The organism is Flagellimonas sp. 389, assembly GCF_018449435.1.
In the GTDB taxonomy this organism is placed as follows: Bacteria; Bacteroidota; Bacteroidia; order Flavobacteriales; family Flavobacteriaceae; genus Flagellimonas.
The window spans coordinates 73,297-87,098 of sequence record NZ_JAHCMU010000020.1 but is presented as its reverse complement, the minus strand read 5'-3'; the positions used below and the strand labels follow the sequence as shown (position 1 = coordinate 87,098).

At 38.4% G+C, this 13,802-nt stretch carries 13 protein-coding genes; 9 read left to right on the top strand and 4 right to left on the bottom strand.

Annotated elements, in window-relative coordinates:
* Positions 1-436 precede the first annotated feature (436 nt).
* From KIM67_RS16485 to KIM67_RS16475, 3 genes are all read right to left on the bottom strand, one after another.
* Entirely contained in the window at positions 437-1,060 is a 624-nt protein-coding gene (locus KIM67_RS16485) for a hypothetical protein (protein ID WP_213832651.1), read from the bottom strand.
* A gap of 105 nt (positions 1,061-1,165) precedes the next feature.
* Entirely contained in the window at positions 1,166-3,097 is a 1,932-nt protein-coding gene (locus KIM67_RS16480; protein WP_213832650.1) for a hypothetical protein, read from the bottom strand.
* 14 nt (positions 3,098-3,111) lie between these two features.
* Positions 3,112-5,991 carry a TonB-dependent receptor gene (locus KIM67_RS16475; RefSeq protein ID WP_250149299.1) on the bottom strand — a complete coding sequence of 960 codons (2,880 nt, stop codon included), beginning with the start codon at positions 5,989-5,991 and terminating at the stop codon, positions 3,112-3,114.
* 179 nt (positions 5,992-6,170) lie between these two features.
* Between KIM67_RS16475 and KIM67_RS16470 the strand changes: the two genes are divergently transcribed.
* Together KIM67_RS16470 and KIM67_RS16465 are read left to right on the top strand one after the other, a co-directional pair.
* Positions 6,171-6,857: a response regulator transcription factor gene (locus tag KIM67_RS16470; protein ID WP_163417587.1), complete on the top strand. Its 687-nt coding sequence runs from the start codon at positions 6,171-6,173 to the stop codon at positions 6,855-6,857.
* On the top strand, positions 6,857-7,912 hold the full coding sequence (locus KIM67_RS16465) for a cell wall metabolism sensor histidine kinase WalK (RefSeq protein WP_213832649.1): 1,056 nt from the start codon (positions 6,857-6,859) through the stop codon (positions 7,910-7,912). Before KIM67_RS16470 ends, KIM67_RS16465 begins: the two co-directional genes overlap by 1 nt.
* Here KIM67_RS16465 and KIM67_RS16460 read toward each other — a convergent pair.
* Positions 7,837-8,949 (bottom strand): glycosyltransferase, encoded by a 1,113-nt coding sequence (locus tag KIM67_RS16460; protein ID WP_213832648.1) that lies wholly within the window; start codon positions 8,947-8,949, stop codon positions 7,837-7,839. The two genes, KIM67_RS16465 and KIM67_RS16460, sit on opposite strands and share 76 nt — an antisense overlap.
* A gap of 87 nt (positions 8,950-9,036) precedes the next feature.
* Here KIM67_RS16460 and trmB point away from each other — a divergent pair, with 87 nt between their 5' ends.
* The 7 genes from trmB to KIM67_RS16425 all read left to right on the top strand — a co-directional run bounded on the left by trmB (position 9,037) and on the right by KIM67_RS16425 (position 13,793).
* A complete protein-coding gene (gene trmB, locus KIM67_RS16455; protein ID WP_213832647.1) occupies positions 9,037-9,705 on the top strand; it encodes a tRNA (guanosine(46)-N7)-methyltransferase TrmB in 669 nt (222 codons plus the stop codon).
* A gap of 3 nt (positions 9,706-9,708) precedes the next feature.
* Positions 9,709-10,338: a LysE family transporter gene (locus tag KIM67_RS16450; protein WP_213832646.1), complete on the top strand. Its 630-nt coding sequence runs from the start codon at positions 9,709-9,711 to the stop codon at positions 10,336-10,338.
* A gap of 3 nt (positions 10,339-10,341) precedes the next feature.
* Positions 10,342-10,677: an MGMT family protein gene (locus KIM67_RS16445; protein ID WP_213832645.1), complete on the top strand. Its 336-nt coding sequence runs from the start codon at positions 10,342-10,344 to the stop codon at positions 10,675-10,677.
* 171 nt (positions 10,678-10,848) lie between these two features.
* Positions 10,849-11,994, top strand: a complete 1,146-nt coding sequence (locus KIM67_RS16440; RefSeq protein WP_213832644.1) for an Mrp/NBP35 family ATP-binding protein — start codon at positions 10,849-10,851, stop codon at positions 11,992-11,994.
* On the top strand, positions 11,991-12,230 hold the full coding sequence (locus tag KIM67_RS16435) for a NifU family protein (protein ID WP_213832643.1): 240 nt from the start codon (positions 11,991-11,993) through the stop codon (positions 12,228-12,230). The genes KIM67_RS16440 and KIM67_RS16435 overlap by 4 nt, the downstream gene beginning before the upstream one ends.
* Positions 12,231-12,298: 68 nt before the next feature.
* Positions 12,299-13,360 carry an NAD(P)/FAD-dependent oxidoreductase gene (locus tag KIM67_RS16430; RefSeq protein WP_213832642.1) on the top strand — a complete coding sequence of 354 codons (1,062 nt, stop codon included), beginning with the start codon at positions 12,299-12,301 and terminating at the stop codon, positions 13,358-13,360.
* Positions 13,361-13,445: 85 nt separating this feature from the next.
* Positions 13,446-13,793 (top strand): four helix bundle protein, encoded by a 348-nt coding sequence (locus KIM67_RS16425; RefSeq protein WP_213832641.1) that lies wholly within the window; start codon positions 13,446-13,448, stop codon positions 13,791-13,793.
* The last annotated feature ends 9 nt before the right edge of the window (positions 13,794-13,802 follow it).

Below are 13,802 nucleotides of genomic sequence, written 5' to 3'. Positions count from 1 at the left end.
TTTTTTTCATGTGACAGTTAAAATTTAAAGTTAGAAAATTCTAATTTTAAGCTGTCCTATTTTTAGGGAAGGCTACATGGGTGAGGTACATTTTTATTGAAAGTTTCAATAAAAGAATCAATTTCTTCTTCGGTGCCTTCACATCTAATTATTCTATATCCTATTTCTATTAATTCCTTTTGATTCATTTATTTCTTTTTTAATATCCTAATCCAAAATGATAGCCTATTATTAATAAATAGAAATTATCAGTACCCATTGTGTATTTTGAAAACTAAATTTTCGATTTATCGTCATGTTGAACTTGCTTCAACATCCCATCTAACTATTTTGAACAGTGATTACAGAAATGGGACTCTGAGAAGAGTTCGGAGTGAGGGGTAAAATGTGCTATTTTTTGAATAACAAAATACACTGCTGGTTATCAGTGTGTTATTTAAGATATGGAAACAGCTTTCATTTTAAATTTCCAAGACCCATCATTACGTTTTTCTGCATAGATGATAGCTGTACTCGAATTTAACCTTCTTCGATATAAGATAAATTCAAAGTAAGCTTTTCTCCCATCTTCCGAGTAATAGAGGTTCTTAAAAGTTACAAAGCCGCCGTAACCTTTTTGAAGATTTACTAATTCATATAATTGAAGAAAATCATTTGATGAAAAACTATTTAAAATGATTCCCTTTTTTTTCGTGATACTTTTAACTTCAAGAAATTCTCCACCTTTCTTTTTCTTTTTTGAATCAATAAAATCAAAGTCTTTATCTGGTACAACCTTTGGCTTAAAGACATTGTCATAAGTTATTGATTCATTTATATAAATATGAAGAGGGGCTAGCCTTTCGATAATAGAATCTGGTTTTATCTGCCCATTATGTTTAATACTATCTCGAAGTTCTGGCGGTGGCGGCGGATCATATATTCTAATATCAAATTCTCTTTGATTGATTTTGTCCTCTATAAAACATTCGATCGCTAGGGAATTGTTTTGAAATTGACTTTTAACATTGCAGCTTTGCCCAAAAAAAAGACCTATAAGAAAAAATTTGATTATTCGCATGGTGCTCTATGATTATCATTTAGTGCTATTTGTGTTCTCGATAAAGTGTAAAGAAAAAAAGCCCCGCAATTGCGGGGCTTTTCTATTCTAATTCTTGATAGTATACTAATCGTTAATCCAATCAAAGTCGGCTTCAACGGTTGTTGAAGAGGAGTAAGCAGTACCTTCATTGGCGTTGGCACCATCAATCTGTAGTTCCGCAGGTCCAGAAGTACCTGGGAAGTCAAATTGTGTGGCATAATCTGTTAATGTTAAACCATTGATAGTAGCACCAGAAGCATTCTTCATTTGGATACCTACACCACCAGCGGCAGAGACGGCAGTGAAATTAGTTAACGTCGGATTGTTATTAACCCCATCAGCTTCAATTGCGGTTGAGAACCCTGCGACCGTATGCTTTACAAAGGTATTGGCCAAAGTACCATTCCAACCTTCTGTCCAGTCTACGGAATCATCTTCTAAATCTTCAGCATAGAAATTAGTTACACTTACCGTTCCTCCAAAGAATTCAATACCATCGTCAGCACCTCCAATACAGGCCACGTTTTCTATTGTAGTACCTGAACCAACAGCATAAAGTGTTAATCCATTAAATTGAGAATCCGCATTGATTTGAGCTCCGGTATCTTTAAGGATTAAATATTCGATAGTACCAGAAGATTCAGTGTCGTCACTACCTCCGTATACAAGTCCACCTACCTCTGCAGTTACATTTTCACCTGCCGTAGTAGTAGCATTACCACATATCAATAGACCCCCCCAAGCATCACCATCATCAGAACGCATTTCAACAGGATCGGTAGAAGTTCCTTGAATATCAATACTTCCACCTTGTAATACTGCTAAATAGTTAGCGGTACCAGAAGCAGACACAATCTGGGTACCCGCAGGAATGGTTAAGGTAGCACCACTGTTTACTAAAACAGGCCCACTTATAGTGTATTCTACACTGGCATCAAGCGTTAAGTCACTGGTGATGTTTGCTGGCAATTGTGCCTCGGAAACCGCATTGGTGGTAGCCCATGCAAATAAACTAGCATTGGTTGGAGAAGAGGCGTACACGGCATCGTCTGCAGTATCGGCATCAGCATCATCAATTTGTAATTCAGCAGGGCCCGAAGTGCCAGGAAAATCAAATAGATCGGTGAAACCAGTAGCTGAGAAACCATTGATGGTGGCACCAGAAGCATTTTTCATTTGAATGGCCAAACCACCAGTAGAAGAAATACCGGTCAAATCGTTGATGGTAGGGTTGTTATTGACACCATCCGCTTCAACAATAGTAGAGAAATTTGCAATGGTATTGGTTACATAGGCGGTATTTATCGTCCCATTCCATCCTTCTGTCCAGTCAATGGCATCATCTTCATTATTTTCCAAATAGAGATTGGTCGCAGATACCGTACCTCCAAAAAACTCAATCCCATCATCTGTACCATTTATTATGGCTACATTATCGATAGTAGTTCCAGAACCAACAGCATATAGGGATAGGCCATTGTATTGTGAGTCGCCTGAGATTACCGCACCTGCATCCCGGATGATTAAGTAATCAATGTTACCGGAAGAATCCGCGTCGTCAGTGCCTCCATAAACAAGTCCACCTACTTCTGCAGTCACATTTTCACCTGCCGTAGTAGTAGCATTGCCACAAAGTAATAATCCTCCCCAAGATCCTGCCGTACCGTTGGATCGCATTACAACTGGATTAGCGGCCGTACCTTGAACATCGATACTACCGCCCTGAAGCACAGCCAAAAAATTATCAGTACCAACATTTGATACAATCTCCGTACCTGCAGGAATGGTCAACGTTACACCAGAAGCTACCAAAACCTCTCCATCGATAGTATATTGTTCTGTTGCAACTAACGTTCTATCTTCTTCAATAGTTCCCGAAAGTGTTGTTTCTTCCCCACTTGGTGGTGCATCGTCGTCTCCGCCGCCGTTTCCGCCGTTATCATCGCTGCTACAAGCTGTGAATAAGGCCCCTACAAAAAAAGCTAGACCAAAAAATTTAATAAAAGTTCTCATCATCTTATTTATTTAATTTAAAATTTATAATTAATGCTTAAACTAGCGTTTACTCCTCTGGTATATGTTAGTACTTCTTCTTCCCTAGTATTGGTAGAGACATCAGGTTCGTCCGAAACTAACTGGGTACGACGTACAACAGGATTTAATAGATTTTTTGCAGAAGCACCTATACTTAAATGCTCATTGATATCCTTTGTGAATATAAAATCCAACACCACGACACCATTTTCAATGATTTCGCCGTTAAAATTGGTATCTTCTAAAAGGACTCCATTAGTATCAAGAGGACTTTGGGCTCTTGGAGCGCCCAAAGCAAAAATCCTATCTGATGCATAATTTCCAGCAAGGGTAAACTCATAAGGAAATTTATTTCCGGTATTTAAGGTTAAAGCGAGATTGGTGGTCCAATCCGAAGCACCTTCGAGACCAATTTCATCTAAACCCCTATATCTAAATGTTCTTCGACTATTGTTCACATTTAGGCCATCATCTCTCAAATCTTGTTTATGATCGATATAAGATATATTCCCGGATAGTCTTAAACTTGGTAAAGAGTCTCTTTCCTTTATCAAATCCAACCTGGTCTCTAGTTCAACACCGAGAACTCTGGCATTTTCACTTGTGTTGAAATAAGAAAAGCGGTTTGCTCCCCCTCCAAAAATCAAGGACTTGTTTATCGGGTCTTTAATATTTTTGTAATAAGTGGTCAAGGACAAAAGTTGACTCGCACTTGGAAAAAACTCGAATTTCAAATCCACATTAGCACTAGTAGATGCTTCTAAAAAAACATTACCACGTTCAATCAAACCTATAGCCGAGATATATTCAAAAGGAGCAATTTCTTTAAATTCTGGTAAGGTTTGACTTAAACTTCCGGCAAGTCTAAGCGCCATCCTGTCATTTAAATCATATTTCAAATTAAGGGCTGGATACAATCGTTCATAAGATTGATTTGAAGTTCCTACTCTTGGCTGAAAAGTTACAGGGTCTATAAAATTGGTAACATCAAAATCTATATTAATCTCATCACTTTGAAAACGTAGACCCACCTCTGCTGTAAGCTTGCCAAAAATCCCAACAAAGTCTAAAAAACCAGCATAAGATGTCAACTCGGCATCATACGTGTCAAATTGGGATGTGAACGATAACAATCCATCATCAATATTTTGTTGGGTAAATACTTCTGTTAAATTATCTATTGATGTAGGATTCAACGTGCCTCTTGAACTATCGTCAAAACCTTCGAAGACAGAATTGAACTCTCTTTGTTTGAATCTTCCATCACCACCAAAGCTTACTTTGTAAATAGCATCACCATCCTCATTCTTCTTTAAGGTGATGGCGTCGCTAATGCGGCCATTAAATTCTTCGTCCAAAATCTCCTGTGAGGTCTTGCGTTGTTGTAAAGCCCCAACATTTCCTAACTGTATTTGACCTTGCGGAATACCTAGGTTAGGATCCTCATTCATTATGTTAACCTCGTTTCTAATACGATTTGGTTCGTCGGCTGCCAATCTGTTATATCCCGCAGCCCAATCCAAGGTGTTATTTTCGGATATGTTATGTGTTCCTAGAAGTTGACCTATAGCTAAAAAGGTATTTTTGATATTTTGGTCCCTAACAAACTGAAAACCTCGTTCTTCTGGAGATAATTCTTCAAAAACAACGGCACCTCCGTTTCTACCGGCCTCATAGGTTTCCTCAAATACTTTATTAATCGCAAAAGCATTAAAACTTATCCTATTGGCATCATTGATTCTGTATTGTGCTGCTAAAATACCGTTGGTGTTGACGGTTCGTCTCCAAAATCTGTTGTCGCCGTCCGGAACGGAATCATTTCGTTGTCCCCTGTCGAATTCAAGAAACAAACCTTCACGATATTCATGGTCTGCAGATTGTCCTCCAGCGAAATACAGGCGAAATTTCCCTTCCTCATCTAAAAAACCACCAGCATTAAAGCCAAAAGAATAATTCACGGGCGCATCAACGGTTTGAGTATTCCAACTCTGATCTGTTAAAGCATTTTGTAAATTATCATTTTGAAATGGTCTTGAAAAAACTCCTAAACTGATATCGCTATTTACAGCTGTTACTTTAAAGTCATCGGAAACAGATTCTACATTGGTATTTATTCCACCTCCAAAACTGACGCCAAAATCACTTCTGGAAGTTATGTCCTTGGAGACTATGTTAATGTTACCAGAAGCTTGATCTGCTGAATTGTTTGGAGCAAATGTTTTACTTATGGATACATTTTGAATAAACCTCGATGGAAGTAAAGAAAGATCTATGTTCTTTTTGTCGATATTATCAGATGGAACGGGCAAACCATTCAAGGTTGTGGTCAAATACCTATCACCTAGACCTCTTACATATATTTGACCGGACCCTTCTGATTTGGATACCCCAGAAATCTTGGTAGTAGCAGCCGAAGCGTTTGAAACACCCAATCGGCCCAACTGTTCTGCACCAATGCTTTCTACCACAGTGACTGCCTTCTTCTGGTCTAATAGAAGTGCCACCTCGGAATCTTTCCTAGAAACCGTAGTCACAACAACCTCGTCCAGTTCAAACCCAGCAGAAGCACTCATGGGAACATCTATATTTGTAACCTTGTCCGCAATTACTTCAACATTTGGAATTTCAATGGTCTCGTAACCTAAATAGCTATACACTACGGTATAAGTTCCTGGTTCAACTCCTGCAATTTCATAAAGCCCATCAAAGTCCGATGTCGTCCCAGTAGTGGTTCCCTTAATCAATACATTGGCAAATGCCAAAGGCTCATTGTTTAACTCTTTGTCTGTCAGCTTTCCTACGATGCTTCCCGTGGTTCCCTGTGCAATCATCTCTGTTGTAAAAACTAGAGTAAGTATCAATAAAAATAATCTCATTATCTGGTAAGTATTTGGCGCAAAGAACGCACCATGCTGTAAAAGCGATGTTAGGCGTATGTTAAGAGTTTATTTGAAAACTGTTACAATAATGTTACGACATTAAATGAATGTTAAGCATTAATGCCGTTATAGTATTATATTTACATTTGGGCGATCAACGTAAAAAATACCACCCCATGAAAACAAAGGACATTAAGATTCTACTGGTTGATGATGAACCCGATATTCTAGAAATTGTCAGCTATAACCTATCTTCGGAAGGATACGAAGTTTATACCGCTGTTAATGGTGTAGAAGCTGTAGCAAAAGCAAAGAAGAAAAATCCGCATTTGATCATTCTGGATGTTATGATGCCGGAGATGGATGGCATTGAGGCTTGTGAGGTGATACGCAGTACCCCTGGCCTTGAGAATACTATCATCACATTTCTTACCGCACGTGGCGAAGATTATTCACAAGTGGCAGGTTTTGATGCTGGTGCAGATGATTATATTACTAAACCCATAAAGCCAAAGGTTTTGGTAAGCAAGGTAAAAGCCTTACTGCGAAGACTCAAAGAAGAGAAAGCTGATGTTGAGGATATTGTAAAGGTCGGGAACATTGTTATCAATAGGGAGGAGTATAAAATTGTTAATAATGGTAAAGAAATTGTGCTTCCAAGAAAAGAATTTGAATTATTGTCCTTGCTAACGTCCAAACCTAGCAAAGTCTTCAAGCGAGAGGTTATTCTGGACAAAGTGTGGGGCAACGAAGTGGTAGTTGGTGGCAGGACCATTGATGTACATATTAGAAAATTACGGGAAAAAATAGGGGACCATCATTTTAAAACCGTAAAGGGTGTAGGGTATAAGTTTGTATTGTAATGGCGATTCAGCTAAGGAAATCCTATAAGTTTGCCCTTCGTTCTTCTTTTCTGATAACGGTTTTCCTTGCGACATCGATTATAGTTTTTCTATTTCTAAAGGATGAGTTGGACTGGCTTTTTGTAGTTCTGTTTGCATTCATCAGTTTCATTATTTCATTTACTATCCTACAGATTCGGGTAGAACGTTTTATCTACAGGCGTGTCAAAAAAATATATGATGACGTTTCGTTGCTTGAATCCTCTTCGTTTTCCTCAAAACCAGTGACCACGGATATGAAGACCCTGACCCAAGAGATTGAAAAATTTGCCGAGGATAAAAAAATTGAGATAGACACGCTGAAAATTCGGGAGGAGTATAGAAAGGACTTTTTAGGGAATGTGTCCCACGAATTAAAAACACCATTATTTACGGTACAGGGTTACATTCTTACATTGCTGGATGGTGCTATGAACGATAAAAAAATCAGGGAGAAGTATCTGGAACGTGCCAATAAAGGTGTGGAACGATTAATTTATATCGTAAAAGACCTTGATTTAATCACAAAGCTCGAAGTAGGGGGGCTTAAACTTGAAGAAGAGAATTTTGATATTGTAGAGCTTATACAAAGTGTCTTTGATCTCTTGGAAATGAAAGCGTCCCAAAAAAACATTACCCTTACTTTTGATATGGATTACCCTGAACCTATCTATGTAAACGCAGATAGGGAAAAGATTCAGCAAGTCATTACCAACTTGTTGGTGAATTCGATTAAATACGGGCATCCTAAAGGAACCACGGAAGTAAGTGTTGAAAATCTGATAAAAAACAAAGTGATCGTTCGTGTGACCGATAATGGCGAAGGAATACCAAAACAGCACATCCCCAGACTGTTTGAACGCTTTTATAGGGTGGACCAAAGCGGTAGTCGTACAGAAGGCGGTTCAGGTTTAGGCTTATCTATCGTTAAACACATTATTGAAGCCCATGATGAAAAAATCTACGTAGAAAGTGAAGAGGATGTAGGCTCCGAATTTTCATTTACACTCGAAAAAACAGAGAATAATTCTGAATAATCCAAACTAGATTCAAAACAAACAAGGCCTTGAAAATCATCAATTTGTTTTAGATGTTTTAGTTCAAAATCTTCTTGGTCGCAGTAAGGAACCAGTTTTTGTTTTTGTAAGCGTCTTGCAAGATATTCTTGTTCATATTGCCCGGGAGTGGGAATAAAAAAGGCCTTTTTTTCCAGTTTGGCCAAATCCATTACTGTTGTGTACCCTGATCGGCATAATACTTTTTCACTTTCATTAATTGCAGTTTCCAATTCTTGGGATTGCATATAATTGTGCATGGTTATGCTTCCTTTTTTAATACTGATTTTTTCTTGGCTCTTAGTATCTTCAATTTTTCCTTTTACAAAAAGAATATGACCTTCATAACCAGTAAGTTCTTCCAAGAGTTTTTCTTCTAGAATAGTTCGCTGTGGTTCTGGACCCGATAGCAAAACCATAAGTTGGTACTTTAAAACAATGTCTTTTTTTTCAAATCGGCTCAAAGGCCCAAGGTATTTTATATTGATCTTGGATTTTTTCAAGTGTCCTAGCTTGCCGGTAAGGTTGGGTTTCTCCTTCACGTCGGGAACCCAGCAGGCATCAAATTTTTTTATGATTTTTTGATGTGCTTTTGAGCTCATCCATGTAGTGTTTCCGGAAAGTACGTTCAGTTGGTGCGTTATGAAAACGCAAGGTACTTTTTTATAAAAAACACCCAGTCGATTGTCCGAAATGATACCATCCAAGTGATGTTCTTTTGCAAGACGTTTTACTGCCTTTTTCTCTTTGGCCATCGCTTTCAACACTTTTGGAGAATCCCATACCATCTTTATTTTAAAATTCTTCGCTTTTTCAGCATACTTGATTTTGTAAGAAGGCAATTCAAAAGAAGGTAGATTGGGAAATTCTTTCCGAAGTAGCGCTAGTGCAACTCCATCAGAAGCTAAATAGGGTTGGTGACCATGGTCCAACAGTGCGTTGATAATTGGAATGCAGCGGGTGGCATGGCCCAAACCCCAGTTAAGTGGGGCAATCAAAATACGTTTAGAACTTTGCATAACTACAAAGCAACAAAATCAAAATTGCTTACGGATTTCCTTAGTTTTGCTAAAACATTAAATTTTGGTCAATACGATAATTTATAAGTGGGAAGTAAGAATAAACTGAAACGATTCAAAGAGAATGAAACATTTTCCAATGTAGTTCAACCGTCAAGGGAGGAGGTGTTAAATGGATTTGACCTTAAAGGAAAGTGGAATTCGTTTTTTGACAACGATAACCCCATTGTATTGGAATTGGGTTGTGGAAAAGGAGAATATACTGTAGGTCTGGCAAAACAAAATCCAGATAAAAATTATATAGGAATTGACATTAAAGGTGCACGTTTTTGGCGAGGAGCCAAATCCGCATTGGAAATGCAGCTGCATAATGTTGCTTTTCTTCGCACGCAAATCGAATTGGTGGACCATCTCTTTGGACAAGATGAAGTTGATGAAGTATGGATTACGTTTCCAGACCCACAAATCAAATACAAAAGGACCAAACACCGTATGACCAATCCTGTATTTATCAAAAAATATCAGACTATTTTAAAACCCAAAGGAACGGTTAATTTAAAAACGGATAGTGAATTTATGCATGGCTACACACTAGGATTATTGCAAGGCCAAGGCCATGAGATTTTATACGCCAACCATGATGTTTATAAGAACGAGGGTAGTCCAAAGGAGGTTTTGGAGATTCAGACTTTTTATGAAAATCAGTATCTTGAGAAGGGAAAACCAATAACCTACATCCAGTTTAGGATAAACTGACCAATGACGCATCTACTCATACTTTTCTTTGTCACTTTTTCCGCTGCATTTATGGCAACGGTACCACCAGGGCTGTTAAACATGAATGCGGCCAAGACCAGTGTTGAAAAAGGAAAATTAAACGGCATTATTTTCAGCTTTGGGGTATCTACCATGATTATGGTACAGGCCTATGTAGCTGTAATGATCTCAAAATTCCTCTATAAAAACCCTGAGGTTATAGATATGCTACTAAAAATCGCTTTAGGTGTTTTTGCTTTTTTTGCGATTTATTTCTTTTTTAAAGCCAAGGGAAACAAAAAGAGCGAGCCAAAAGAAGTCAAGGTCAGTAAGAAAAATAGCTTTTTCAAGGGCATGTTGTTGGCGGCATTGAACCTGTTGACCATTCCTTACTATAGTGGCCTAAATGCCATGTGGAACAAGGCTGGTTGGATTAAGTTTGAGCCAAAAGATATCACGACTTTTGTGGTTGCGGCAGGGGCAGGCACATTCTCGGTATTGTATTTGTACACTTTTTATTTCAACAAATTGGAGACCAAAACAAATCGGTTTTCAAAAAACTCAAATTATATTCTGAGTGTGTTAATGTTGATTTTGTTGATCATCACACTTATCCGAATTTTTTATAGCTAGTGCATGGAGGAAAAAAACTTTTTCGACAAGGTTTATGAAGTTGCAAAACGTATTCCATACGGGAGGGTCACTTCCTATGGGGCTATTGCCAAGTATTTGGGGGCTGCCCGTAGTGCTCGCATGGTAGGTTGGGCCATGAACAACTCCTTGGCAAAAGACGTCCCTGCGCATCGTGTTGTAAATAGGGTTGGGGCTTTGACTGGAAAGCATCATTTTGACGGTACCAATCTAATGCAACAGCTTTTGGAGAATGAAGGTATAGCCGTAAAAGACAATCAAATTATCGATTTCAAAAAGCATTTTTGGGATCCAGGAAAAGAGCTTGAATTTGACATTTAGCTTCATTATTTTAATTTGATTTAAGCAAGCCCAAATTCCGCTTATTTTTTGCAAAATATTTATCTATTGCATCATCTTCATTTTCAATACCCAAACTTCTTAATCTAAGTCCCAAATCGTATCTTTGTAATTTAGAATCAGTTTAAACGACTGGCAAATAAAATAGGATTGATGAAGCTGAACAAAGCAGATATTATAAGGGCATTGGAAAACATATCCGCACCTGGAGAGGGGCAGAATATAGTAGAGAGTGGAGCGGTGACCAATGTGCAGGTGTTTGGGGATGAGGTTGAGGTAGATGTTACCATAAAGAACCCAAGTCTTCAGGCTAGAAAAAAAACTGAAGTGGAAATTTTAAAAATTATCCACAAAGAAGTTTATGGAAAGGCAAAAATCAAGATAAATCTTAAGGTCGATGCACCTTCAAAGCCCAAAGTAAATCAGATTAAGGGAAACCCGATTCCCGGTATACAGAATATCATCGCTGTAGCTTCTGGAAAAGGAGGTGTAGGAAAATCTACGGTGACCGCTAATTTAGCTGTTACCCTTGCCAAGATGGGCTTTAAGGTTGGTCTGCTCGATACAGATATTTATGGACCATCCATGCCCATTATGTTCGATGTAGCTATGGAGAAACCGTTATCGGTAAATGTTGATGGAAAAGCAAAAATGAAGCCGGTTGAAAATTATGGGGTAAAACTGCTTTCCATCGGGTTTTTCACCCAGCCCAACCAAGCTGTAATTTGGCGGGGGCCTATGGCCTCAAAAGCATTGAATCAAATGATTTTTGATGCCCATTGGGGCGAACTGGATTTTCTATTATTGGATTTACCTCCCGGAACCGGAGATATTCATTTGAGTATTATGCAATCGTTACCGGTTACCGGAGCTGTAGTCGTAAGTACACCGCAAGAAATTGCGTTGGCAGATGCTAGGAAGGGAGTGGCCATGTTTCAGCAAGAAGCTATAAGTGTGCCGGTTTTGGGAATCGTAGAGAATATGGCTTATTTTACTCCAGAGGAGTTGCCTAACAACAAATATCATATCTTTGGAAAAGATGGTGCTAAAAATTTGGCCAACGATTTAGAAACACCATTTTTGGGGGAGATACCGATAGTTCAAAGCATTCGCGAAGCGGGAGATGTGGGAAGACCCGCAGCATTACAGACTGCTACTCCAACAGAAGAGGCATTTGAGGAGCTCACAAAAAATGTAGTCCAGGAATTAGTGAGAAGAAATACCGCGCTCCCCCCTACCGAAGCAATTAAAATTACAACAATGGCAGGTTGTGCTGCCGTTAAAAAGAAAAGAGCATGACGTCAGAAGAGATTAAATTAAACGTAGAAAAAGCTTTAGATGAGATACGTCCATTTTTGCAAAGTGATGGAGGTGATATCTCATTGATTTCAATAGATAATGACAATTCTGTCAAAGTTAAATTAGAGGGTAATTGCATTGGATGCAGTGTCAACCAAATGACATTGAAAAGTGGGGTTGAAATGACCATAAAAAAATATGTCCCTCAAATTGAAGAGGTTGTCAACGTTGGTTAGCTGATAAAAATCATATTCCCTTTTTCTCATAAACTCTAAGTTGCGCAGATTTTCAAATACGATTCTGAATGATTAAAACCGATATACTGATTATTGGCGCTGGGCCTACGGGTCTTTTTGCTGTTTTTGAGGCAGGTTTGTTACAACTAAAATGTCATTTAATAGATGCTTTGCCACAAGCGGGGGGGCAGTGTTCAGAAATTTACCCTAAAAAACCCATTTACGATATTCCAGGATTTCCAGAAGTATTGGCTGGAGATTTAGTGAATAATTTAATGGAGCAGATAAGACCGTTTCAACCAGGGTTTACTTTGGGAGAGCGGGCCGAAAATATAGAAAAGTTGGATGATGGTTCGTTTATCGTGACCACCAATAAAGGGACGCAACATCATGCGCCTATCATAGCCATAGCAGGTGGATTGGGTAGCTTTGAACCCCGAAAACCTTTGCTCAAAAACTTGTCCAAGTACGAGGACAACGGTATTGCATACATGATTAAAGAACCAGAAGTCTACAGAAATAGGAAAGTGGTTATTGCTGGTGGAGGAGATTCCGCATTGGATTGGAGTATTTTTTTGGCAGATGTTGCCGCAGAGGTCACTTTAGTCCACAGACGTAATGAATTTAGGGGTGCTTTGGATTCCGTTGAAAAAGTACAACAACTTAAGGACCAAGGAAAAATCAATCTGATTACTCCAGCAGAGATTGTTGGTTTGCAAGGAGAAGATCACTTGGAATCCGTTCTAATTAGAAAGACAACAAATGGTTCGGAAGATGTCTTGTTGGAAGTAGATGATTTTATTCCCCTATTCGGGCTTTCTCCAAAGTTAGGCCCCATTGCCAACTGGGGTTTAGAAATCGAGAAGAATGCGATTAAAGTCGATAATACGTTGGACTACCAGACCAACGTTCCCGGAATTTATGCCATTGGGGACGTAAATACGTATCCTGGAAAATTAAAGCTGATTCTCTGTGGTTTCCATGAGGCCACGTTAATGTGTCAAAGTGCATATCAGCGTATATTCCCAGATAAAAAGTATGTCATGAAGTATACCACGGTAGGTGGTGTTACTGGTTTCGATGGAAGTAAAAAAGAAGCTCCAAAAGCTGTAGTGAAGGCGATAGAATAGTTGAATAGTAAGCTAGTGATAAAGAGTATCCTAGTGAAGGCGATACAATGGTTTGTTTTATTATAGGCTACAATTTTAAATTTAAATGACCGTACAGCGTTTTGAAGATTTGAAGATGTGGCAAAAATCTCAGGATTTAGCTGTTCAGATTTATAAGCATTTTTCCACAAGCAAAGATTATGGTTTTAGAGACCAAATCACTAGAGCATCAGTTTCTATATCAAATAATATTGCAGAAGGTTTTGAACGACAATCGAATGCTGATTTTAAAAGATTTCTTTATTTTGCCCTAGCATCAAATAGTGAGTTAAGGTCAATGCTTTATTTATCAGAAAGATTAGATTATTTGCAATCAAAGAGCTCTAGGGAATTGATTGAAGCTACAAATGAAATTTCAAAAATGTTGTATTCATTTATCAAATCAATGAAATAAAGCAAATAA

Bases quoted from the DNA above. Each gene is read 5' to 3' on its own strand.
- KIM67_RS16465 (WP_213832649.1), top strand. From the start codon at position 6,857: ATGGCGATTCAGCTAAGGAAATCCTATAAGTTTGCCCTTCGTTCTTCT.
- KIM67_RS16445 (WP_213832645.1), top strand. From the start codon at position 10,342: ATGGAGGAAAAAAACTTTTTCGACAAGGTTTATGAAGTTGCAAAACGT.
- KIM67_RS16435 (WP_213832643.1), top strand. From the start codon at position 11,991: ATGACGTCAGAAGAGATTAAATTAAACGTAGAAAAAGCTTTAGATGAG.
- KIM67_RS16430 (WP_213832642.1), top strand. From the start codon at position 12,299: ATGATTAAAACCGATATACTGATTATTGGCGCTGGGCCTACGGGTCTT.
- KIM67_RS16440 (WP_213832644.1), top strand. From the start codon at position 10,849: ATGAAGCTGAACAAAGCAGATATTATAAGGGCATTGGAAAACATATCC.
- KIM67_RS16485 (WP_213832651.1), bottom strand. From the start codon at position 1,060: ATGCGAATAATCAAATTTTTTCTTATAGGTCTTTTTTTTGGGCAAAGC.
- KIM67_RS16450 (WP_213832646.1), top strand. From the start codon at position 9,709: ATGACGCATCTACTCATACTTTTCTTTGTCACTTTTTCCGCTGCATTT.
- KIM67_RS16475 (WP_250149299.1), bottom strand. From the start codon at position 5,991: ATGAGATTATTTTTATTGATACTTACTCTAGTTTTTACAACAGAGATG.
- KIM67_RS16470 (WP_163417587.1), top strand. From the start codon at position 6,171: ATGAAAACAAAGGACATTAAGATTCTACTGGTTGATGATGAACCCGAT.
- KIM67_RS16425 (WP_213832641.1), top strand. From the start codon at position 13,446: ATGACCGTACAGCGTTTTGAAGATTTGAAGATGTGGCAAAAATCTCAG.
- KIM67_RS16480 (WP_213832650.1), bottom strand. From the start codon at position 3,097: ATGATGAGAACTTTTATTAAATTTTTTGGTCTAGCTTTTTTTGTAGGG.
- KIM67_RS16460 (WP_213832648.1), bottom strand. From the start codon at position 8,949: ATGCAAAGTTCTAAACGTATTTTGATTGCCCCACTTAACTGGGGTTTG.